Raw genomic sequence first — 24,226 nt, 5'->3', positions numbered from 1 at the left:
TCAATCGCACTCTATTTCTTCTTCCCTACCGCCCTGCGCCGCTTGTCCAGATCCTTAATCAACTTGTTCACGCCATCATCGGCAAACATCGTCTCAAGCGTTGCAGAAAGCTTACGTCGCCAGTTTTTATACTGGTAACTGGTGCCGGGGATATTCACCGGGTCCGCCATATCCAGCCAGTCTTCTGGCTGTAGCCCTAACAGGGCGCTGTTGCTGTCAGCGATATAACGTTGCAAACCACGATTCAGCGTCGGCGTCATCGACATCAACGATGCCTTATGCCCGGCACGTTTTGGCAGACAGCCATATTTATGCAGCGCATCCAGCAGCCCTTGCTTCGCCAGTTCGCGATCTTCATACAAACCTTGCAGCACGTCTTCATCCGGGTACAGCCCCAGCGTTTTGCCCAGTGTTAAATCCCCGCTCTCCCAGTAGCCACGCAGTGTAGGCAGGTCGTGTGTCGCCGCAACCGCCATCGACTGCTCCGGATACGCTTTCGGCGCGCGGAATGTCTTCTCGTGGTCGCTTTCGAAATAGAGCACTTTGTAGGAGTACACACCGCTGCTGCGCAGTTTACCGACAATCTCTACCGGTACAGTGCCGAGGTCTTCACCAATCACCATGCAGCGATGGCGCTTACTTTCGAGTGCCAGAATCGAGAGCAGATCATCTACCGGATAGTGAACATACGCGCCCTGATCTGCCGTCTCGCCATACGGTATCCACCACAAACGCAGCATCGACATCACATGGTCAATTCGCAACGCGCCGCAGTTTTGCATATTGGCACGCAACAGCTCGATAAACGGTTCATAGGCACGCGCGGTGATGATATGCGGATCCATCGGCGGCAATCCCCAGTTCTGCCCCAGCGGGCCGAGGATATCCGGCGGTGCGCCCACCGACGCTTTCAGGCAATACAACTCCCGGTCGCACCAGGTTTCTGCTCCACCCTCTGCTACGCCAACCGCCAGATCACGGTACAAGCCAATCGGCATTTCATGGCCCTGGCTTATCTCCCAGCAGGCGGCAAACTGGCTGTAAGCCAGCCACTGCAACCAGAGATAAAAATCGACGTCATCACGATGTTCTTCGCAGAACTGACGCACTTCTGGTGAATCCACGCTCTGATACATCTTTGGCCATGCAGGCCAGCCCCAGCGCATTTCGTCTTCTTTCACTTGCTGGGCATGTAACGCGTCAAACGCCGCCTGCCAGAACAGGCTGTCGCCCTGCTCTGCAACAAACTGGCGAAACGCGGCCATCTGCTCATCATCACGTTGCGCAAAACCTTTCCACGCCATCCGCAATGCTGTCATTTTCAGCGCAGTGACGGTGGAGTAATCGACCCAGTCGGCATCCCGTGCCTGTTGCAGCGTCTGTTGCGTGGTCGGTAACTGCCACCAGGTCTGAGCCTCTTCGCTAAGATGGAAATCTTCGACGGCGTTAACGTCGATATAAACCACATTTAGCCAGCGACGAGAAGACGGGCTATACGGACTGGCACTTTCCGGATTTGCCGGATAGAGCGCATGAATCGGGTTCAGACCGATGAAAGCCCCGCCACGTTTTGCCACATCCACCAGCATCACTTTGAGATCGCCAAAATCCCCAATACCCCAGTTTTTTTCCGATCGCAGCGTATAAAGCTGGACGCAGGCGCCCCACAGCTTTTGTTTATTCAGCAACGCCTGCGGTTCGTAACAGCGTTTCGGGGCGACAATCACCCGACAATGCGCGCGCTGGTCGTCCTGGGTGAGTGTCAACGTGTGATAACCTTCCGGCAACTTCGTCGGTAAATTGAACGCTTTGCCCCCCGTTACATGGCCTTTGTACTGCGTTCCTTCTTCGGTGGTCAGCAGCCAGCTATATTCGCCGCTGCCCTCCACCGCCATCGGCATTTTTTTGCCGCTGGTATAGACCATGACATTCGGGACTGGCGTTACCGCCACTTTCGTGGCGATACGTTGATGCATCGCGTCAAGCAAACGCCGTTTGGTTTCGGCGCTAATCGACTGCGGTTTACCGTGGGCATTGATGTAATTGGGGCTGATCCCCGCCGCCAGCGCGGCATTATCCAGACGTTTGCTTTCCATCGAGCTTCCTTAGCGTTTTGCCTGCCAGATACGAGCCTGATAATCGCGAATAGAGCGATCCGAGCTAAACATACCGCAGCGGGCGGTATTGAGGATCGCCGCGCGAGTCCAGGCCTCCTGGTCGCGGTACAGCACATCCACCTGCTTTTGTGCCTCTACATAGGCTGCGAAATCCGCCATTACCAGATACGGATCGCCGCCCTGTTTGCCGATACTGTGCAGCATCTGGTCGAAGGCATGCTTATCGCCGTCGCTGTATTTACCGCTTTCCAGCTCTTTCAATACTGCATCCAGCACCTTATCTTTCTTCCGCCATTTCACCGGGTCGTAGCCTTTGGCCAGAATTGCCTTCACTTGTTCCACGGTATGACCAAAAATAAAGATATTTTCTTCACCAACTTTTTCGGCGATTTCGACGTTAGCACCATCCAGCGTACCGACAGTAAGCGCACCATTGAGCGCCAGTTTCATATTGCCGGTACCGGAAGCTTCTTTACCTGCAGTCGAAATTTGTTCGGAGATATCCGCCGCCGGGATCAGTTTTTCCGCCGCCGAAACGCAATAATCCGGCAGGAACACCACCTTCAACTTATCGCCAACCTGTGGATCGTTGTTGATCACATCAGCCACTTTGTTGATCGCAAAGATAATATTCTTCGCCAGGTAGTAGCCCGGTGCGGCTTTCGCGCCGAAGAGGAAGACGCGCGGTACGCGGTCAGCCTGCGGGTTTTCACGAATTTCTTTATACAACGCCAGAATATGCAGCAAATTCAGGTGTTGGCGTTTGTACTCGTGCAGTCGTTTGATCTGAATATCGAAAATCGCCTGAGGATTGATTTCAATACCGGTACGAACTTTCACAAACTCCGCCAGACGGACTTTATTCGCCTGCTTGATCTCGCGATATTGCTGGCGGAATTTCGCATCATCAGCGAATTTTTCCAGATTGATCAGTTGATCGAGATCGTTAGCCCACTCTTTTTCCAGTGATTTATCCAACAGAGCCGCAAGTGCCGGGTTGCACTGTTTGATCCAGCGACGAGGGGTAATACCATTGGTGACGTTATGGAATTTGTTCGGCCACAGCTGGTGATATTCCGGGAACAGATCTTTCACCACCAGATCTGAATGCAGCGCCGCTACACCGTTCACCGCGAAACCGCCAACTACACACAGGTTCGCCATATGCACCTGTTTGTCGTGCACCACCGCCAGTTTGGCCCACACTTTGTCATCGCCCGGCCAGGTTTTCTCCACCAGAGTTTTAAAGCGAGTATTGATTTCGTTAATAATCTGCATGTGGCGCGGCAGTAAGCCTTTCACTAGCTTCACATCCCAGCGTTCCAGCGCTTCTGGCATCAGGGTATGGTTGGTGTAAGCAAAAGTTTTGCTGGTGATGGCCCAGGCGTCATCCCAGCTCATCTGATGCTCATCAATCAGCACGCGCAGCAGCTCTGGAATGGCAATAGTCGGGTGGGTATCGTTCAGTTGAATAACTTCGTAATCTGCCAGCTCGTGCAGTTTACGCCCCGCCAAATGATGGCGACGCAGAATATCCGCTACCGAACAAGCACACTGGAAGTATTGCTGCATCAGGCGCAGCTTTTTACCGGCAGTATGGTTGTCGTTTGGATAGAGAACTTTGGTCAGTTTTTCCGCGTTGATGCCCTGTTGTTCGGCACGCAGGAAATCACCGTCGTTAAATTTTGTCAGATCAAACGGATGCGCATGCGTCGCCTGCCACAGACGCAGCGGCTGCGCCACGCCATTACGATAACCGACAACGGGAAGATCCCACGCTTGACCGGTAATGGTAAATTCCGGCTCCCAGCGTCCGTCTTTCGTCACTTTACCGCCAATTCCTACCTGCACATCCAGTGCTTCGTTGTGGCGGAACCACGGGTAGTTACCGCGATGCCAGTCATCCGGCGCTTCAACCTGTTTGCCATCGACAAAAGACTGGCGGAACAAGCCATATTGATAGTTAAGACCATAACCCGTCGCAGACTGACCGACAGTTGCCATTGAGTCGAGGAAGCACGCAGCCAGACGTCCCAGACCACCGTTACCCAGCGCCGGGTCGATCTCTTCTTCCAGCAGGTCAGTCAGGTTGATGTCATAAGCCTTCAACGAATCCTGTACATCCTGATACCAGCCGAGATTCAACAGGTTGTTGCCCGTCAGGCGACCAATCAAAAACTCCATTGAGATGTAGTTAACATGTCGCTGATTGGCCACCGGTTTAGCGAATGGCTGGGCACGTAGCATTTCCGCCAGGGCTTCACTCACTGCCAGCCACCACTGGCGAGGGGTCATTTCAGCCGCAGAATTTAAGCCATAACGCTGCCACTGACGTGAAAGCGCTTCCTGAAATTGCTTATCGTTAAAAATAGGTTGTGACATAGGAGTTCCACTTTTCTTAGATTTTCAACACAACGTTATCGCTAGTTTGCCAGGCTCGATGTTGACCTTCCTCATCCTGCGGGGGATTAGGCAGGGAGGAGTTGCGGGGATGAGCAAGGAAATGTGATCTCGACCACTTAAACCTAGTGCAATCCACAGGATTAGCAGCAAATCAATGCCATACAGCGCAGAAAATCTGTATCTAAGTGCAAAAAATGGCCGTTGTGTATTTTCAAAAGGCGGAAGGTAACTCTATAAATTAAGTAAAGGAGTGAAACAGTTTCATAAGTAAAACATCCAGTTTGCTCCATCTCATTCTTAATAGGTTTATTAAGATCCTCTTTTTAGATGGCTCTTTCATCAGGAATTGAGAAGACTCCCTTGCTTAAATGAAACTGATGAACATGAGGAAAATACCGTAAAACCCAGTATTCACGCTGCATCAGCGTCGTTATTAGGTGAGTTGTTAATAAACATTTGGAATTGTGACACAGTGCAAATTCAGACACATAAAAAAACGTCATCGCTTGCATTAGAAGGGTTTCTGGCCGACCTTATAACCATTAATTACGAAGCGCAAAAAAAAATAATATTTCCTCATTTTCCACAGTGAAGTGATTAACTATGCTGATTCCGTCAAAATTAAGTCGTCCGGTTCGACTCGACCATACCGTGGTTCGTGAGCGCCTGCTGGCTAAACTTTCCGGCGCGAACAACTTCCGGCTGGCGCTGATCACGAGTCCTGCGGGCTACGGAAAAACCACACTCATTTCTCAATGGGCGGCAGGCAAAAACGATTTGGGCTGGTACTCGCTGGATGAGGGCGATAACCAGCAAGAGCGTTTCGCCAGCTATTTCATTGCCGCCGTGCAACAGGCAACCAACGGTCACTGTGCGATTTGTGAGACGATGGCGCAAAAACGGCAATATGCCAGCCTGACGTCACTCTTTGCCCAGCTTTTCATTGAGCTGGCGGAATGGCATAGCCCACTTTATCTGGTCATCGATGACTACCATCTGATCACTAATCCGGTGATCCACGAGTCAATGCGCTTCTTTATTCGCCATCAACCAGAAAATCTCACCCTGGTGGTGCTGTCACGCAATCTTCCGCAACTGGGCATTGCCAATCTGCGTGTTCGCGACCAACTGCTGGAAATTGGCAGTCAGCAACTGGCGTTTACCCACCAGGAAGCGAAGCAGTTTTTTGATTGCCGCCTGTCATCGCCGATTGAAGCCGCAGAAAGCAGTCGGATTTGCGATGACGTTTCCGGTTGGGCGACTGCGCTACAGTTAATTGCCCTCTCCGCCCGGCAGAATACCCACTCAGCCCATAAGTCGGCACGTCGCCTGGCGGGAATCAATGCCAGTCATCTTTCGGATTATCTGGTCGATGAGGTTTTGAACAACGTCGATCTCGCAACGCGCCATTTTCTGTTGAAAAGCGCCATTTTGCGCTCAATGAACGATGCACTCATCACTCGTGTGACCGGCGAAGAAAACGGGCAAATGCGCCTCGAAGAGATTGAGCGTCAGGGGCTGTTTTTGCAGCGGATGGATGATAGCGGCGAGTGGTTCTGCTATCACCCGCTGTTTGGCAACTTCCTGCGCCAGCGCTGCCAGTGGGAACTGGCGGCTGAGCTGCCGAAAATCCACAGTGCCGCCGCAGAAAGCTGGATGGCCCAGGGATTCCCCAGCGAAGCGATTCATCATGCGCTGGCGGCAGGCGATGCGCTGATGCTGCGCGATATTCTGCTTAATCACGCCTGGAGTTTGTTCAACCACAGCGAACTTTCGCTACTTGAAGAGTCACTTAAAGCCCTGCCATGGGAGAGTTTGCTGGAAAATCCGCAGTTGGTGTTATTACAAGCGTGGCTGATGCAAAGCCAGCATCGCTACGGCGAAGTAAACACCCTGCTGGCTCGTGCTGAACATGAAATCAAAGACATCAGAGAAGGCACCATGCACGCAGAATTTAATGCTCTGCGCGCCCAGGTGGCGATTAACGATGGTAACCCGGATGAAGCTGAACGGCTGGCAAAACTGGCACTGGAAGAACTGCCTCCCGGCTGGTTCTACAGCCGCATTGTAGCAACTTCGGTGTTGGGTGAAGTATTGCACTGCAAAGGGGAACTGACCCGCTCACTGGCGTTAATGCAGCAAACCGAACAGATGGAACGCCAGCACGATGTCTGGCACTACGCTTTGTGGAGTTTAATCCAGCAAAGCGAAATTCTGTTTGCTCAGGGTTTCCTGCAAACCGCGTGGGAAACGCAGGAAAAAGCATTCCAGCTGATCAACGAGCAGCATCTGGAACAGCTGCCAATGCATGAATTTCTGGTACGTATCCGAGCACAACTGTTATGGGCCTGGGCACGGCTGGACGAAGCCGAAGCATCGGCACGCAGCGGGATTGAAGTTTTGTCGTCTTATCAGCCACAGCAACAGCTCCAGTGCCTGGCAATGTTGATTCAATGCTCGCTGGCCCGAGGTGATTTGGATAACGCCCGTAGCCAACTGAATCGTCTGGAAAACCTGCTGGGAAATGGCAAATATCACAGCGACTGGATCTCTAACGCCAACAAAGTCCGGGTCATTTACTGGCAAATGACCGGCGACAAAGCTGCCGCCGCCAACTGGTTGCGTCACACAGCCAAACCGGAGTTTGCGAATAACCACTTCCTGCAAGGTCAATGGCGCAACATCGCCCGTGCACAAATATTGCTGGGCGAGTTTGAACCGGCAGAAATTGTTCTTGAAGAACTCAATGAAAACGCCCGCAGTCTGCGGTTAATGAGCGATCTCAACCGTAACCTGTTGCTGCTTAATCAACTATACTGGCAGGCCGGTCGCAAAAATGATGCCCAGCGCGTGTTGCTGGAGGCATTAAAACTGGCGAATCGCACCGGATTTATCAGTCACTTTGTCATCGAAGGCGAAGCGATGGCGCAACAGTTACGCCAACTGATTCAACTCAATACGTTGCCTGAGCTGGAACAGCATCGTGCACAGCGTATTCTGCGGGAAATAAATCAACATCATCGGCATAAATTCGCCCATTTTGATGAGAATTTCGTTGAACGTCTGCTAAATCATCCGGAAGTACCAGAATTGATCCGTACCAGCCCGCTGACCCAACGCGAATGGCAGGTTTTGGGGCTGATTTACTCCGGTTACAGCAATGAACAAATTGCAGGCGAGCTGGAAGTGGCGGCAACCACCATCAAAACGCATATCCGCAATCTGTACCAAAAACTCGGTGTCGCCCACCGTCAGGCCGCGGTACAACACGCGCAGAAACTGCTGAAGATGATGGGATATGGGGTGTGAGTTTAGCCGGATAATACGTCGGATCCGGCTTACATCTTTATATCATTCAATGCTCACCCGCGTTACGCCATCCGCCTCCACCAGACTAAACCGCACTGGCAAGAAACGCTCCACCACCGCGATATTGGTCAGCAGATGGCATGAGGGATGGGCGACCGTAAATTCTCCCGCGCCCGCCAGCGCCATCGGTAGCACCAACTGGTCGGCGAGATATTCCCCCACCGCCGCCGGGCTCGCCAGGTAACGTTTCACCTCTTGCACTAACTGCGCAGCCACCACTTCGGCACTGACGCGCTTTTCACCGACGACAAAAAAGCGTTCAGTGATATTTTCACTTTCAACTTCCAGCGAGACGGTATTACCCGGCCCCTGGTCGCGCGGCAGGTTATGAATATTCTGCTCATGCAGGGAAAAACTACCCGCCATCGTAGCGATTTCACGCTCAGCGACATGGCGTGGCACACCAGCCAGTAGCACCTCTCCACGTATCTGCACAATGTTCCCGCGCTCGCCAAGTTGCAAGGTGTTAAACGATGCCACGGGCGAGACTTCCGTCGCCACCACGCCGCCTCCGGCAGGATAAAAACCGTGACGTAACAGCGTGGTTTGCTGATGAATTCCTATTTTTGCCAGCAGCGGCTCCAGCACCCGGCGGATAAAATCTGCAGGCGGGGCCGACGGGTTATCGGTACCTCCGCTCACTTCAACACGAGAAGGACCATCGGCAAACCACAGCGCGGGCAGTACCGTTTGTAGTACCAGCGTGCAACTTCCGGCGCTACCAATAGCAAAGCGGTAGTCGCCACCGCGCACGGTACCGGGCCGGAAGACCAGACGCTGCGACCCCAGCTCCGCGCCCTCCACCGTTGCTCCGCAAATTTCCGTCGCCGCCTTTACAGCCGTCAGATGCTGGCGCAACAGCCCCGGTTTCGCCCGCCCGGCGCGAATGCCGGTGATGGTAAATGGCTGGCCGGTTATCATCGACAGACTCAGCGCCGAGCGCAGGATCTGCCCGCCGCCTTCGCCCTGTGCGCCATCCAGCGCAATCATCCTTTTCATCATTTATCCTTTTACACACACCACCTGACGCAGGGTGTAGATAACTTCCACCAGATCGCTTTGTGCCGCCATCACCGCGTCGATATCTTTATACGCCATCGGGATTTCGTCGATCACTTCGGCATCTTTACGGCATTCCACATGCGCGGTGGCACGAATTTGATCTTCCACGCTGAACAGTTTTTTCGCTTTAGTACGGCTCATTACCCGCCCCGCACCGTGGCTGCACGAACAGAACGACTCTTCATTTCCCAGCCCACGGACAATAAAGCTTTTCGCCCCCATCGAACCGGGAATAATTCCATATTGACCAGCACGCGCAGACACCGCGCCTTTACGCGTCACATAGATCTCTTCGCCAAAGTGCTGTTCTTTTTGCACATAGTTGTGGTGACAGTTGATCTCTTCCATCGCCAGCGTTTGTGGCTGTCTTACCGTTTTCTGCGTAACGCTCTGCAACGCCGTTACCACGTTTTCCATCATCGCATCGCGGTTAAGGCTGGCAAAAAGCTGCGCCCAGACCACCGCTTTCAGGTAATCGTCAAAATATTCCGTACCTTCCATAAAGTACGCCAGGTCACGCGATGGCAACGTTTCAAGCGTTTCCTGCATCTCTTTTTGCGCCAGATCGATAAAGTAAGTCCCGATGGCATTACCAATTCCGCGTGAACCGGAGTGCAGCATAATCCACACCTGGTCCGACTCATCAAGACAGATTTCAATAAAGTGGTTTCCCGTTCCCAGTGTTCCCAGGTGTTTATAGTTATTGGTATTAAGGAAACGCGGATATTTTTGCGTTAACCACTGATAACCGGCTTCAAGCTCAGCCCATTTCGCATCGACGTTAAAAGGCGGATTATCCCATGCGCCTTTATCACGACGGCTACGATTATTGGAACGTCCGTGCGGCACGGCAGCTTCAATCGCCTGACGCAACTCCGCCAGGTTTTCAGGCAGGTCAGCCGCCGTTAACGCAGTTCGCAGTGCGTTCATTCCACAACCGATATCTACCCCCACCGCCGCCGGAATAATCGCTCCTTTGGTTGGGATCACGCTACCAATGGTGGAACCTTTACCCAGATGTACATCAGGCATTACCGCAATATGTTTGAAAATAAACGGCATCTTCGCCGTATTAATAAGTTGCTGACGCGCATCGTCTTCTACCGGTACGCCTTTGGTCCACATTTTTACCGGGACATTTTCAGTGGTCAGTAATTCGTAATTCATTTTGTTTTTCTCTTTTCGTTGTTTGCTGTCCAGATAATTGCAACCGTCGTGCCAGAAAATTAAATAAGCAGATTAATTTTTTAATTCATTGTTTTTAAATAGATAAAATCTTCCAGTCCGTAAACGGAGATTTTCCACGAAGCCAATTTACCGATAATGAAATATCGTCTTTTATAAGGATATCTAAGATGCGTAAAACAGTGGCTTTTGGCTTTGTCGGCACCGTACTGGATTATGCCGGGCGCGGCAGTCAGCGCTGGTCGAAATGGCGTCCGTCACTCTGTCTATGCCAGCAAGAATCGTTAGTCATCAATCGACTGGAATTGTTGCACGACGCCCGCTCGCGCTCGCTGTTTGAAACGCTTAAACGCGATATCGCCAATGTTTCGCCAGAAACAGAAGTGGTGAGCGTTGAGATTGAACTGCATAATCCGTGGGATTTCGAGGAGGTTTACGCCTGCCTGCATGATTTCGCCCGTGGTTACGCGTTCGAACCTGATAAAGAAGACTATTTAATTCACATCACCACCGGTACCCACGTCGCGCAAATTTGCTGGTTTCTACTGGCAGAAGCGCGTTACCTGCCCGCCAGGTTAATACAATCTTCGCCACCGCGTAAAAAAGAACAGCCCAACAGCCCTGGTGCGGTGACGATTATCGATCTCGATTTAAGCCGTTATAACGCTATTGCCAGCCGCTTTGCCGAAGAACGCCAGCAAACCCTCGATTTCCTCAAATCCGGCATTGCCACGCGTAACGCCCACTTCAACCGCATGATTGAGCAGATCGAAAAAGTGGCGATCAAATCCCGCGCACCGATCCTACTTAACGGCCCGACCGGTGCGGGTAAGTCATTTCTGGCACGACGCATCTTCGAGTTAAAACAGGCGCGGCATCAGTTTAGCGGCGAGTTTGTGGAAGTGAACTGCGCCACTCTGCGTGGCGATACCGCCATGTCCGCGCTGTTTGGTCATGTGAAAGGCGCGTTTACCGGGGCGCGGGAATCTCGTGAAGGGTTATTACGCAGCGCCAACGGCGGCATGTTGTTTCTTGATGAGATTGGCGAACTGGGCGCAGACGAACAGGCAATGTTGCTAAAAGCCATTGAAGAGAAAACCTTTTACCCGTTTGGTAGCGATCGCCAGGTGAGCAGTGATTTTCAGCTGATCGCCGGAACGGTGCGCGATTTGCGTCAGCTGGTTGCCGAAGGCAAATTTCGCGAAGACCTGTACGCGCGGATCAATCTCTGGACCTTCACCCTGCCGGGTCTACGCCAGCGCCAGGAAGATATTGAACCGAACCTGGATTATGAAGTGGAGCGCCACGCCTCACTCACCGGCGACAGCGTACGTTTTAACACCGAAGCGAGGCGCGCCTGGCTGGCCTTTGCGACATCTCCCCAGGCAACATGGCGCGGTAACTTTCGCGAGCTTTCTGCCAGCGTCACACGCATGGCGACGTTTGCCGATAGTGGGCGTATCACCCTTGAAACCGTAGAAGATGAGATAAACCGTCTACGCTACAACTGGCAGGATAGCCGCTCTTCTGCGCTTAAGCAGCTACTGGGCGCTGAAGCGGAAAACATCGACCTCTTTGATCGGCTGCAACTGGAACACGTTATCGCTATCTGCCGTCAGGCAAAATCGCTTTCCGCTGCCGGGCGTGAACTCTTTGATGTTTCGCGCCAGGGCAAAGCCAGCGTCAACGACGCGGATCGGCTACGCAAATACCTGGCGCGTTTTGGTCTGACGTGGGAAGCCGTGCAGGATCAGCACAGCTCCAGCTGAATATGATGGTCTGTCAGCACCTGCATCACGCTCGCTGGTGGCGGGGCGTCGGTGTAGACGGCATCGACCATGCTGATGCTGCCCATATTGACCATCGCATTACGGCCAAATTTCGAGTGATCGACAACCAGCATAACGTGGCGCGAGTTCTCAATAATAGCGCGTTTGGTGCGAACTTCGTGGTAATCGAACTCCAGCAGCGAGCCGTCGCTATCGATGCCGCTGATCCCCAGAATCCCGAAATCAAGGCGGAACTGGGAGATAAAATCGAGCGTCGCTTCGCCAATGATCCCACCATCGCGGCTGCGTAATTCGCCACCTGCAAGAATGATGCGAAAATCTTCTTTTACCATCAGCGTGTTAGCGACGTTGAGATTGTTGGTCACAATGCGCAAATTGCTGTGATTAAGCAGCGCGTGCGCCACCGCTTCCGGCGTGGTGCCGATATCAATAAATAGCGTCGAGCCGTTAGGAATTTGCTCCGCCACTTTGCGGGCAATACGCTCTTTTTCTTCGGTCTGGGTGGCCTTACGATCGTGCCACGGCGTGTTAACCGAACTGGAAGGCAGTGCCGCGCCGCCATGGTGACGCAGGATCAGGTTTTGCTCCGCCAGCTCGTTGAGGTCACGACGAATAGTCTGCGGACTGACAGAGAAGTGTTCCACCAGTTCTTCGGTGCTGACATAACCCTGCTGTTTAACCAGTTCAATAATACCGTTGTGACGTTGTGTTTGTTTCATTTATAAATCCCTGGAATTATTTTCGTTTTCGCGCATTAAGCGAATCAACAAAAGCCATCGCTAAACCCACGGCTAACCCGGCGATGTGTGCTCCGTTCGCCATCGACATCCCAAACAAATCAAACCATCCGGCGACAATCCAGATCAGTGCAAAGATGATTAACCCACGTTGCAGGTAAATGCCACTTTGCGGATCGCGTTCGCCGCGTAGCCAGACGTACCCCATCAGTGCATACACCACGCCAGAAAGCCCGCCAAACCACGGCCCGCTGAATTTTTGCTGCACATAGCCGCTTAACAGGGCGCTAATCAGAGTAATGACAATTAGCTTACCGCTACCGAGACGTTTTTCCACCGCGCCGCCGAGATACCACCACCAGAGCAGGTTAAAGAGGATATGCATCAGCGAGAAGTGCATTAATGCATGAGTGAAGTAACGCCAGAACTCAAATTTCAGTGTCGGATCGAATGGCCAGGCCAGCCATAACATCACTTCCTGATCACCGAGAATTTGCATGGCGATAAACACCACCACGCAGGCGATCATCATCACCCAGGTCACCGGACCTGCGCGTTCACGCAAGGCAGCAAAGAAGGGATAACGGCGATAATGCAGGCCACTGCCGGTATGGCCTGCCTGCCAGCTCGCCGCCAGATAACGCGGATCTGCCGGGTTTTCGAGAAAACGCGCCAGCTCCACCCGCACGCGTTCGGCCTGGGACTCATCCGCCAGCCAGACATCGCTTTGGTTATGTTGTTGAATCGTGAGGATAACACCCTGCGTCGCCATGTAATCAACAAACGCCTGCGCCACGCGGGGGTTAGCAAAAGAGGTAATCATCAACATCGTTGCTGTCGCTTATTCCACACAAAAGGGGACAGTATAAAGCGTTACGCGCCGTACGCCACCTCTGCGGGAAACTGACGTTGCCAGGCTTCAAAGCCGCCATCAATGCTATAGACCACATCGTAGCCCTGTTGCAGCAGATACTGCGCCGCGCCTTTGCTGCTATTACCGTGGTAACACATCACCATCACCGGAGTGTCAAAGTCGTTATCACGCATAAACGCGCCCAGCGTGTCGTTGGTTAAATGGAAAGCCTGCACCGCATGCCCCATAGCGAAACTCTGTGGATCGCGAATATCGACCAGCACCGCCTCTTTTTCCTGCAACTTCTGGTGCGCGTCGGCAACGTTAATACATTCGAACTGATCCATGCGTCTCTCTTTCTTTACAAACAAGTGGGCAAATTTACCGCACAGTTTACGTCGAAGCGGCAGATAAACGCCATAATGTTATACATATCACTCTAAAATGTTTTTTCAATGTTACCCAAAGCGCGATTCTTTGCTAATATGTTCGATAACGAACATTTATGAGCTTTAACGAAAGTGAATGAGGGCAGCATGGAAACCAAAGATCTGATTGTGATAGGTGGCGGCATCAATGGTGCTGGTATCGCGGCAGACGCCGCTGGACGCGGTTTATCCGTGCTGATGCTGGAGGCGCAGGATCTCGCTTGTGCGACCTCTTCCGCCAGTTCAAAACTCATTCACGGTGGCCTGCGCTACCTTGAGCACTATGAATTCCGCCTGGTCAGCGAGGCGCTGGCTGAACGTGAAGTGCTACTGAAAATGGCTCCGCATATCGCCTTCCCGATGCGTTTTCGCCTGCCGCATCGTCCGCATCTGCGCCCGGCGTGGATGATTCGCATTGGTCTGTTTATGTACGATCATCTGGGTAAACGCACCAGCCTGCCGGGATCAACCGGTTTGCGTTTTGGCGCAAATTCAGTGTTAAAACCGGAAATTAAGCGCGGATTCGAATATTCCGACTGTTGGGTAGACGACGCCCGTCTGGTACTCGCCAACGCCCAGATGGTGGTGCGTAAAGGCGGTGAAGTGCTTACCCGGACTCGTGCCACTTCTGCTCGCCGCGAAAACGGCCTGTGGATTGTAGAAGCAGAAGATATTGATACCGGTAAAAAATACAGCTGGCAGGCACGCGGTCTGGTGAACGCCACCGGCCCGTGGGTGAAACAGTTCTTCGACGACGGGATGCATCTGCCTTCGCCTTATGGCATTCGCCTGATCAAAGGCAGCCATATTGTGGTGCCGCGCGTGCATACCCAAAAGCAGGCCTACATTCTGCAAAACGAAGATAAGCGTATTGTGTTCGTGATCCCGTGGATGGACGAGTTTTCCATTATCGGTACCACCGATGTGGAGTATAAAGGCGATCCGAAAGCGGTGAAGATTGAAGAGAGTGAAATCAATTACCTGCTGAAAGTGTATAACACGCACTTTAAAAAGCAGTTAAGCCGGGACGATATCGTCTGGACCTACTCCGGTGTGCGTCCGCTGTGTGATGATGAATCTGATTCGCCGCAGGCCATTACCCGTGATTACACCCTTGATATCCATGATGAAAACGGCAAAGCTCCGCTGTTATCGGTATTCGGCGGTAAGCTGACCACCTACCGCAAACTGGCGGAACACGCGCTGGAAAAACTGACGCCGTATTATCAGGGCATTGGCCCGGCGTGGACGAAAGAGAGCGTGCTGCCGGGTGGTGCCATTGAAGGCGATCGCGACGATTATGCCGCCCGCCTGCGCCGCCGTTACCCGTTCCTGACTGAATCGCTGGCACGTCACTACGCGCGCACTTACGGCAGCAACAGCGAGCTGCTGCTCGGCAATGCGGGGGCGATAGGCGATCTTGGGGAGGATTTCGGGCATGAGTTTTACGAAGCAGAGCTGAAATATCTGGTCGACCACGAATGGGTCCGCCGCGCCGACGATGCCCTGTGGCGTCGCACAAAACAAGGCATGTGGCTGAATGCGCAGCAACAATCCCGTGTGAGTCAGTGGCTAGGGGAATATACGCAGCAGAGGTTGTCGCTGGCGTCGTAAATTAACGTAATGTGGCCAGGTCAGATTTCAATCTGACCTGAGACTGATGATAAACAAAAAACTGCCTGATGCGCTACGCTTATCAGGCCTACGTGGCTTATGCAATATATTGAATTTGCATGGTCTTGTAGGCCAATAAGACGTTCACGTCGCATCTGGCATGAACAAAGCGCACTTTGTCAACAATCTGACCTACTTTTTGAGTCAGGGAATTACCGCAAAGCCCACGCCATCATACCCAACGTAACAAAACTCAGGCACGTTCCCCACTCACTCCACTTCCGTATCTGGCTTCTATTTTTGCTACGCCACTGGCAATAATATCCCAACGCAAAACCAAGCTGTGCGCTTATTGGACCGACAAAGTCAATCCACGGTTGAGACCAAAATGGCGAAAAATTCAGTGGGAGCCAGACAACTGTCAGAAAGAAACTGCGCATATTCTCCAGCAACGCAATATTCGCTGGCGCGACATAGAAAATGATATTCCACAGGAGCAACCAGAAATAAACTGGTGCAAATACCAGCCAACAATGCAGTCTGCTTTTCGATTCAGATTGAGTTATACGAGCAAATTGCCAACCAACGCCCACCATTGCACAGCAGAAAAGCGCATATTCAGCCGATAACCATAGTTGTAATTGCAGAAGTGAAATACGCCTGATCATGAGCGGGATAGAGAACAGTATCTCTCCCAGAAAACTCAGCGTGATAACAGAAGCAGCCAGCGCAACCAGCGTCGGCCACACCAACAACGGCACAATAACAAAACCAAGAATTAACGGAGGAATATAAAGTCTGATTTTATTCATCATTATTGCACTGATGATTCGGATGATGCGTCATGAATCGGCACATAGCCCACATCCTCTACCAATTGCTGTCCCTGCGGGCTTAAAAACCAGTCGACGAATTTCTGCGTTTCCAGCGTAGGGTTTTCGTGCGTCACCATATAAGCATCAATTATGTACGGATAAGTGCCGTTACGGATATTTTCCTCTGTAGGTGCAACGCCATTTATAGCCAGCAGTTTGATCTGTTTGCGCATTTTGAGCATATTGTCGTTCATACGTGTGACGTAATAGTGGAAGGTGTATCCAATAGAAGATGGTGTGTTTTGGTAGTCGGCGACTTCGGTAATTAAACCGCCCATAAGATCGATAACAGTGGATTTTTTGGCTGGCAGCATTGGAGTATCTTGCATAACCAGTCCCTTCATAACCGTTTGGCTTCCAGAATCTTCTGGCCGCTGCCAGACTTTTATACTTTCGTCACCGCCGCCCACTTTATTCCAGCGACTCACTTTACCGCTAAAAATGTCTTTGACTTGCTGTTCGCTAAGTGAATTAACCGGGTTTTTGATATCAACGATAAAGACAAAGGCTTCGCGGGCAAACGCGGTATATTTCAGTTTAACGCCTGCTTCTTCTGCACGTTTTTTCTGTCCTTCCGACGGTTGTGCAACAAAAATAACCGTCGCGGTACCCTTGATCAGACTATCGTAGGCTTCAGCTGTTCGGGTTTGTTGCAAACCATACGCCTGCCAGGCCAGCGAGGTTCGATCCTTATCTTTTGGCTCGGGTACTAATTCATAATACGCGGAAGCATACAGCGGGTATAAGGCTGTAGCGCCGTACACTCTCGGCCATCTTGACCAATCATCGTTGTAACGTAATTCAGGTTGCCCCCGCAGAGACGTCAGTCCATGACTCTCTTCTTCCCTGACGCTGTTATAGTACCCTTCCCGGTCGACACATCCCGCCAGTAACGCCGTACCTAATAGTAAAACACCGGTGAATTTATTCATTGCGCTGATTCCTTTCTCTCGAGCGTTATTTCATTGTTGGATACAGCGGCACATAACCCACATCTTCCACCAGACTCTGCCCCTGCGGCGTTAAAAACCATTCGACCAGTTTTTGTGTTTCTGACGTAGTATTTTCCCGCGTTACCATAAAGGCATCGACGATATACGGATATTTGCCGTTACGAATATTTTCCGCAGTCGGTGCAATACCGTTAATAGCTAGCAGTTTTATATTTTTATCGGCATTCATTTGTGTTGCGTAATAGCGGAAGGTGTAGCCTATTGAGTTGTTTGTATTACGGTATTCGGCAACAACTTTAATCATTCCCTCCATCATGCTTGCCACTTCGGTTTCCTGCGGCGAGATCATGCGGACATTTTTCATGACCTGCGATTGCATCACTGTCTGGCTGCCAGAGTCTTCCGGGCGTTGCCAGGTCTGGATCTCCTGATCGTTACCGCCAACAGTACGCCAGTTGGTAATTGCGCCACTGAAGATGTCACGCACCTGTTGGTCAGTCAGGGAATTAACCGGGTTATCCGCATTGACGATGAAAACGAATGCTTCACGGGCGAAAGGAGTGTAGTTCAAAGTGACGCCCGATTCCTCTGCGCGTTTTTTCTGCCCACCGGAAGGTTGCGCCACAAAAATAATATCGGCATCACCTTTAACAATCCTGTTATATGCATCGGGGGTACGAGAGTTCTCCAGATATTCCCAGGTGTGGAAATCTTCCGGTATAACGCTCAACGCATAAAAGGCAGAAGCATAAATTGGGTACGCCGCCGTAGCACCATCGAGTCGCGGCCAGTTTTGTGTAAACTGAATTTGCGGTTTACCACGCAGTGGCGTCAGTTGATTATTGAGTTTATCGGGTCGCCAGGCCCAGGTATCAATATTTTCACGCACACCGACGCCGGGATTAAGCTGTTTATATAAATAAGCCTGATAACCAGCGACAAAAACCAGCATGAGAAGGATAAACAGGAGGGAATTACGGCAACGTAACCCGTACGTGCCGGTTAAAGGATGTCTGGTTGGCCAGCCATACCCCAGCGAAAAACTGATATGCGCACCAACGGGTATAATGACTATCCACCAGAACTCACCTCCGACTAATGAGACTAACAATACGCCCAGCCAGGGGAGAATCAGATCTGCCAACCAACCCGCTCCCAGCTGGCGAAATTGATAATCTGCCAGATGTAGCGTGATTATCCAGCCAACCAGAGTTAACAGTGCAGGTAAAAGAAAAAAGCATTGCCGCCAGACGGCTATTTCTCTGTTTTCTGGTGCGCTATCACCGGCCCACACGCGACCAGAGAAAAATAGGATTATCGCCCCCAGCGTCAGCATAAAGACGTTGAGTAGAAGATAAATTGTTGGCGTAAAGAGTAAATTGCAAGCCTCAAGAATAGCGGCAAGCCCGGCCCCCAGCATGGCAATAACCGCTGCCAAAAATTGCGCCAGTATGGGGATGCCGAAAAAAGTCATTATCAGCGAGGTCAAAATCCATTTTCTGTTTTGCATTATTCTTTCCATTCTTTCTGAATGGCGAAATTATACTCCCCCGAGTCCCCTTGCCCCTCTGGACACTTCTCCGAAATAAAGGCGAAAAAAAACGGGACCGATTTGGCCCCGTTCTATTTTTTAGTGAACTTACAATCTCACTGGATCAATATGCCAGATATGATCAGCGTACTCTTTGATTGTACGATCAGAAGAGAAGTAGCCCATATTGGCAATGTTCAGCATCGCTTTTGCGGTCCACTCTTCCTGAAGCTCGTAAAGTTCGTCGACTTTATCCTGACAATCGACATAGCTGCGATAATCCGCCAGTACCTGGTAGTGATCGCCGAAGTTGATCAGCGAATCAACCAGATCGCGATAGCGTCCCGGATCTTCCGGACTGAATACACCGCTGCCGATTTGCGTCAGCACCTGATGCAGCTCCTCATCTTTCTCGTAGTATTCACGCGGTTTGTAGCCCTGACGACGCAGTTCTTCCACTTCTTCCGCAGTGTTACCAAAGATAAAGATATTGTCAGCACCGACATGATCCAGCATCTCGACGTTCGCACCGTCCAGCGTACCGATAGTCAGCGCGCCGTTAAGTGCAAACTTCATATTACTGGTGCCGGAAGCTTCCGTCCCTGCCAGAGAAATCTGTTCAGATAGATCGGCCGCCGGAATGATCAACTGTGCCAGGCTAACGCTGTAGTTCGGGATGAACACCACTTTCAGCTTGTCGCCAATCTGCGGATCGTTGTTGATCACTTTCGCTACGTCATTGATCAAATGGATAATGTGCTTCGCCATGTAATAGGCTGAAGCCGCCTTACCGCCAAAAATATTCACGCGCGGTACCCACTTCGCATCCGGGTCGGCCTTGATGCGGTTATAGCGGGTGATCACGTGCAACACATTCATCAATTGACGTTTGTATTCGTGAATACGTTTGATTTGCACATCGAACAGCGCTTTCGGATTTACCACCACATTCAGCTGCTGGGCGATATACTCCGCCAGACGCTTTTTGTTCTCCAGCTTCGCCTGATGCACTGCATGGTTGACCATCGGAAAATCACAGTGCTGTTGCAGCTCACTCAGCAAACTAAGGTCGGTGCGCCAGTTACGGCCCAGGTGTTCGTCCAGAACGGCTGAAAGCGATGGGTTCGCTACCGCTAACCAGCGACGCGGGGTCACACCATTGGTGACATTGGTAAAACGTCCCGGGAAGATTTTCGCAAAATCAGCAAATAGCGACTGCACCATCAGGTTAGAGTGTAATTCTGATACACCGTTAACCTTGTGGCTCACCACAACCGCCAGCCAGGCCATACGCACGCGACGACCGTTGGATTCATCAATGATCGACGCCCGTCCCAGCAGGTCGGTATCGTTCGGATACTGTTCCTGTAAGGTTTTCAGGAAATAGTCGTTAATTTCAAAGATGATCTGCAGGTGACGCGGCAGAATTTTACCCAGCATATCAACCGGCCAGGTTTCCAGCGCCTCGCTCATTAGCGTGTGGTTGGTGTAGGAGAAGACCTGACAACACACTTCAAATGCGTCGTCCCAGCTAAATTGATGCTCATCAATCAGCAGACGCATCATCTCAGGAATCGACAACACCGGGTGGGTGTCGTTGAGGTGAATCGCGATTTTATCCGCCAGGTTATCGTAGGTTTTATGCAACTGATAATGGCGACTTAAAATGTCCTGGATGGTCGAAGAAACCAGGAAATATTCCTGACGCAGACGCAGTTCACGCCCGGAGTAGGTGGAGTCGTCCGGATACAGTACGCGGGATACGTTTTCGGAGTGGTTTTTATCTTCCACTGCCGCGAAGTAGTCACCCTGGTTGAATTTACCGAGGTTAATTTCGCTACTGGCTTGCGCACTCCACAAACGCAGCGTGTTGGTCGCGTCGGTGTCGTAACCTGGGATAATCTGATCGTAAGCCACTCCCAGAATCTCTTCGGTTTCGATCCAGCGCGTTTTTTTACCTTCCTGCTGAATGCGACCACCAAAACGGACTTTATAGCGCGTGTTGTGGCGTTTGAATTCCCACGGGTTACCGTATTCCAGCCAGTAGTCTGGCGACTCTTTCTGGCTACCGTTAACGATGTTCTGCTTAAACATACCGTAATCATAACGGATACCGTAACCACGCCCCGGCAACCCTAACGTCGCCAGAGAATCGAGGAAGCAAGCCGCCAGACGTCCCAGACCACCGTTACCGAGGCCCGGGTCATTTTCTTCATCAATCAGCTCTTCGAGATTTAATCCCATCGCTTCCAGTGCGCCCTGTACATCTTCGTAAATTCCTAGCGACAACATGGCGTTGGAAAGCGTACGGCCAATCAAAAATTCCATCGACAGGTAGTAAACCTGACGCGTTTCTTGCGACAACTGGGCACGGTTTGAACGTAACCAGCGCTCCACGAGACGATCGCGCACAGCAAATAATGTTGCGTTCAGCCATTCATGTTTATTGGCGACGACCGGGTCCTTGCCAATCGTAAACATCAGCTTGTAAGCGATAGAATGCTTAAGAGCTTCTACGCTAAGCGTGGGCGATGAATATGTAAACGGAGCATTCATATAGGCGTTTCCTGAAAACTATTTCAAGCGATAGTAAAGCTCACGGTACGACTTCGCCGCGACCTGCCAGCTAAAATCCATTGCCATAGCCTGACGTTGCACAAACCGCCACAGTGAAGGACGGGACCACAGTACAAAAGCACGTCGAATAGCCCGTAACAGCGACCAGGCATTACTATCTTCAAAGACAAACCCACTGGCGACGCCATCTGCAAGGTTCTCAAGAGAACAGTCAGAAACCGTATCAGCAAGCCCACCGGTGCGCCGCACTAACGGCAGCGTACCGTACTTCAATCCATAAAGTTGCGTTAAGCCGCACGGTTCAAAACGGCTGGGCACCAGAATGACGTCCGCGCCGCCCATAATGCGATGCGAAAATGCTTCGTGATAGCCAATCTGAACGCCCACTTGTCCGGGATATTCCGCGGCCGCGGCAAGGAAACCTTCCTGCAGCACCGGATCACCCGCGCCGAGTAGCGCCAGCTGTCCGCCCTGCTCCAGAAGGCCTGGTAAGGCTTCCAGCACCAGGTCGAGACCTTTCTGGCTGGTCAGACGGCTCACCACTGCAAAAAGCGGCACTTTATCGTCAACCTTAAGCCCCATTGCGATTTGTAACTGGCGCTTATTCTCCGCTTTATCTTCCAACGTATCGCGGGTGTAACGCGAGGCCAACAGTAAGTCCGTCTCTGGACTCCAGATTTTTTCATCCACGCCGTTTAGTACGCCGGAAAGACGCCCTTCACGGTGACGCTGTTGCAACAGACCTTCCATACCGTAGGCAAACTGCGGTTCGGTGATCTCGCGAGCGTAGGTCGGGCTGACCGCCGTAATATGATCGGCATAGTACAGACCAGCCTTCAGGAAAGAGATTTGTCCGTTGAATTCCAGCCCATGAATATTAAAGAATGACCATGGCAATTGAATGTCATTCATGTGATGTGCATAAAACATGCCTTGATAGGCCAGGTTGTGCACAGTAAACACCGACTTCGCCGGACGCCCACGCGCCGCCAGATACGCAGGCGCAAGGCCCGCATGCCAGTCGTGCGCATGCACCACATCAGGGCGCCAGAATGGGTCAAGCCCGCTGGCCATTTCTGCCCCAACCCACCCCAACAGCGCAAAACGCAATACGTTGTCAGTGTAGGCAAATAAGTTGGTATCGTGATACGGGCTTCCCGGACGATCATAGAGATGCGGCGCGTCAATCAGGTAAATGCCAACCCCGTTGTAATGGCCGAACAACAGCGTGATATGCCCAGCGAAGGTATCACGGCGAGATACCACCTGCGCATCGGTTACGCCACGGCGAATATCGGGAAATGCAGGCAACAGTACGCGAGCGTCAACGCCGTCTGCGATTTGTGCTGCGGGTAATGCCCCAATAACATCAGCCAGACCGCCGGTTTTAAGCAGCGGGAACATCTCTGAACATACATGTAAAACCTGCATTATCGCTCCTGTTTATGCCCTAACTTCCGTAGCATTTCGCGCGTTACCAGCACGATGCCTTCTTCTGAACGATAGAAACGACGTGCATCTTCCTCTGCGTTTTCACCAATCACCATGCCTTCCGGAATAACACAAGCACGATCAATGACGCAGCGGCGCAGACGGCACGAGCGACCTACCCATACTTCCGGTAACAATACGGCGGAATCAATGTTGCAGAATGAATTCACGCGAACGCGCGAGAACAGAACGGACTGCACCACCACCGAACCGGAGATCACACAACCGCCGGAAACCAGTGAGTTAAGGGTCATCCCGTGGCTACCGGAGCGATCTTGCACGAATTTCGCTGGCGGTAATGATTCATTGTAGGTGCGAATTGGCCAATTGCGATCGTACATATCCAGTTCCGGCACCACTGATGCCAGATCGAGGTTCGCTTTCCAGTAAGCTTCAAGCGTACCCACATCGCGCCAGTACGGCTCGGCATCCGGGTCGGATTGTACGCAAGAGAGCGGGAACGGGTGCGCATAGGCCAGACCGGCTTCGGTGATTTTGGGAATCAAATCTTTACCAAAGTCGTGGCTGGAGTTCTCATCGCGATCGTCTTCTTCCAGCAGTTCATACAGATAGTCGGCGTCAAAGACGTAGATACCCATGCTCGCCAGAGATTTGCTCGGATCGTTCGGCATTGACGGCGGGTTAGCGGGTTTTTCAACGAATTCGATAATTTTATCGTTCTCATCAACCGCCATAACGCCAAATGCGGAGGCTTCTTCAATCGGTACAGGCATACAAGCGACGGTGCAACGTGCGCCTTTTTCGACGTGGTCGATAAGCATACGCGAGTAGTCTTGCTTGTAGATATGGTCGCCCGCCAGGATCACCACATATTCCGCTTTGTAACGGCGAATAATGTCGAGGTTTTGCGTGACCGCATCTGCGGTGCCGCGATACCAGTTTTCCCCTTTCATTCTCTGCTGCGCTGGCAACAGATCGACAAACTCGTTCATTTCTTCATTGAAGAATGACCAGCCGCGCTGAATGTGCTGCACCAGAGTATGGGACTGGTACTGGGTGATCACGCCCATACGACGGATCCCGGAGTTGATGCAGTTAGACAGTGCAAAGTCGATAATGCGGAACTTACCGCCGAAGTGTACGGCCGGTTTTGCTCGCTTATTGGTTAAATCCTTCAGGCGGGTACCACGTCCTCCCGCCAGTATCAGGGCAACAGATTTCAATGGCAGCTGGCGCGCCAACATTAAGTGATCGTTCTTCTCTAAACTAACCATGACTAA

General features: G+C 51.7%; 16 protein-coding genes. 3 read left to right on the top strand and 13 right to left on the bottom strand.

Annotated elements, in window-relative coordinates:
* Nucleotides 1-11: 11 nt before the first annotated feature.
* Together malQ and malP are read right to left on the bottom strand one after the other, a co-directional pair.
* The gene (gene malQ / locus HEN33_RS04325) at nucleotides 12-2,096 is read right to left on the bottom strand and encodes a 4-alpha-glucanotransferase (RefSeq protein WP_176262950.1); all 2,085 of its coding nucleotides are present in this window, start codon (nucleotides 2,094-2,096) and stop codon (nucleotides 12-14) included.
* 9 nt (nucleotides 2,097-2,105) lie between these two features.
* Nucleotides 2,106-4,499 (bottom strand): maltodextrin phosphorylase, encoded by a 2,394-nt coding sequence (malP, locus tag HEN33_RS04320; protein WP_000081880.1) that lies wholly within the window; start codon nucleotides 4,497-4,499, stop codon nucleotides 2,106-2,108.
* 624 nt (nucleotides 4,500-5,123) lie between these two features.
* Between malP and malT the strand changes: the two genes are divergently transcribed.
* Nucleotides 5,124-7,829: an HTH-type transcriptional regulator MalT gene (gene malT, locus HEN33_RS04315; RefSeq protein ID WP_176262951.1), complete on the top strand. Its 2,706-nt coding sequence runs from the start codon at nucleotides 5,124-5,126 to the stop codon at nucleotides 7,827-7,829.
* A 42-nt stretch (nucleotides 7,830-7,871) separates the two neighbouring features.
* Here malT and rtcA read toward each other — a convergent pair whose 3' ends face one another.
* The gene (gene rtcA / locus HEN33_RS04310; RefSeq protein ID WP_105288277.1) at nucleotides 7,872-8,888 is read right to left on the bottom strand and encodes an RNA 3'-terminal phosphate cyclase; all 1,017 of its coding nucleotides are present in this window, start codon (nucleotides 8,886-8,888) and stop codon (nucleotides 7,872-7,874) included.
* A gap of 3 nt (nucleotides 8,889-8,891) precedes the next feature.
* On the bottom strand, nucleotides 8,892-10,118 hold the full coding sequence (rtcB, locus tag HEN33_RS04305; protein WP_176262952.1) for an RNA-splicing ligase RtcB: 1,227 nt from the start codon (nucleotides 10,116-10,118) through the stop codon (nucleotides 8,892-8,894).
* Nucleotides 10,119-10,306: 188 nt separating this feature from the next.
* On the opposite strand from rtcB, the gene rtcR reads away from it, so the two are divergent.
* Nucleotides 10,307-11,905, top strand: coding sequence for a DNA-binding transcriptional regulator RtcR (rtcR, locus tag HEN33_RS04300; protein WP_176262953.1), 1,599 nt, complete (start codon nucleotides 10,307-10,309; stop codon nucleotides 11,903-11,905).
* Here rtcR and HEN33_RS04295 read toward each other — a convergent pair.
* Genes HEN33_RS04295 through glpE form a run of 3 tightly spaced genes read right to left on the bottom strand, consistent with a single transcriptional unit; the run spans nucleotide 11,887 to nucleotide 13,863 of the window.
* Nucleotides 11,887-12,645: a DeoR/GlpR family transcriptional regulator gene (locus HEN33_RS04295; protein WP_000815098.1), complete on the bottom strand. Its 759-nt coding sequence runs from the start codon at nucleotides 12,643-12,645 to the stop codon at nucleotides 11,887-11,889. The two genes, rtcR and HEN33_RS04295, sit on opposite strands and share 19 nt — an antisense overlap.
* A 16-nt stretch (nucleotides 12,646-12,661) precedes the next feature.
* Nucleotides 12,662-13,492 carry a rhomboid family intramembrane serine protease GlpG gene (gene glpG / locus HEN33_RS04290; RefSeq protein WP_032185321.1) on the bottom strand — a complete coding sequence of 277 codons (831 nt, stop codon included), beginning with the start codon at nucleotides 13,490-13,492 and terminating at the stop codon, nucleotides 12,662-12,664.
* A 44-nt stretch (nucleotides 13,493-13,536) separates the two neighbouring features.
* Complete coding sequence (glpE, locus tag HEN33_RS04285; protein ID WP_000371928.1) at nucleotides 13,537-13,863, bottom strand: thiosulfate sulfurtransferase GlpE; 327 nt, start codon at nucleotides 13,861-13,863, stop codon at nucleotides 13,537-13,539.
* A gap of 189 nt (nucleotides 13,864-14,052) precedes the next feature.
* On the opposite strand from glpE, the gene glpD reads away from it, so the two are divergent.
* Nucleotides 14,053-15,558, top strand: coding sequence for a glycerol-3-phosphate dehydrogenase (gene glpD / locus HEN33_RS04280; RefSeq protein WP_088542085.1), 1,506 nt, complete (start codon nucleotides 14,053-14,055; stop codon nucleotides 15,556-15,558).
* 212 nt (nucleotides 15,559-15,770) lie between these two features.
* On the opposite strand, the gene HEN33_RS04275 is transcribed toward glpD, so the two are convergent.
* From HEN33_RS04275 to glgC, 6 genes are all read right to left on the bottom strand, one after another.
* Nucleotides 15,771-16,373, bottom strand: coding sequence for a hypothetical protein (locus HEN33_RS04275; protein ID WP_176262954.1), 603 nt, complete (start codon nucleotides 16,371-16,373; stop codon nucleotides 15,771-15,773).
* Nucleotides 16,373-17,365 carry a PstS family phosphate ABC transporter substrate-binding protein gene (locus tag HEN33_RS04270; RefSeq protein WP_176262955.1) on the bottom strand — a complete coding sequence of 331 codons (993 nt, stop codon included), beginning with the start codon at nucleotides 17,363-17,365 and terminating at the stop codon, nucleotides 16,373-16,375. Before HEN33_RS04270 ends, HEN33_RS04275 begins: the two co-directional genes overlap by 1 nt.
* Before the next feature lie 25 nt (nucleotides 17,366-17,390).
* Complete coding sequence (locus HEN33_RS04265) at nucleotides 17,391-18,899, bottom strand: PstS family phosphate ABC transporter substrate-binding protein (protein WP_140423077.1); 1,509 nt, start codon at nucleotides 18,897-18,899, stop codon at nucleotides 17,391-17,393.
* Between the two features lie 126 nt (nucleotides 18,900-19,025).
* Entirely contained in the window at nucleotides 19,026-21,473 is a 2,448-nt protein-coding gene (gene glgP / locus HEN33_RS04260) for a glycogen phosphorylase (RefSeq protein ID WP_000993460.1), read from the bottom strand.
* Between the two features lie 18 nt (nucleotides 21,474-21,491).
* A complete protein-coding gene (gene glgA / locus HEN33_RS04255; protein WP_001197646.1) occupies nucleotides 21,492-22,925 on the bottom strand; it encodes a glycogen synthase GlgA in 1,434 nt (477 codons plus the stop codon).
* Nucleotides 22,925-24,220 (bottom strand): glucose-1-phosphate adenylyltransferase, encoded by a 1,296-nt coding sequence (gene glgC / locus HEN33_RS04250; protein ID WP_000253975.1) that lies wholly within the window; start codon nucleotides 24,218-24,220, stop codon nucleotides 22,925-22,927. Before glgC ends, glgA begins: the two co-directional genes overlap by 1 nt.
* Between the last annotated feature and the right edge of the window lie 6 nt (nucleotides 24,221-24,226).

The sequence above is a fragment of the Escherichia sp. 94.0001 genome, assembly GCF_013369155.2.
GTDB classification, from domain to species: domain Bacteria; phylum Pseudomonadota; class Gammaproteobacteria; order Enterobacterales; family Enterobacteriaceae; genus Escherichia; species Escherichia coli_F.
This window is presented reverse-complemented; position numbering and strand designations above follow the sequence as displayed.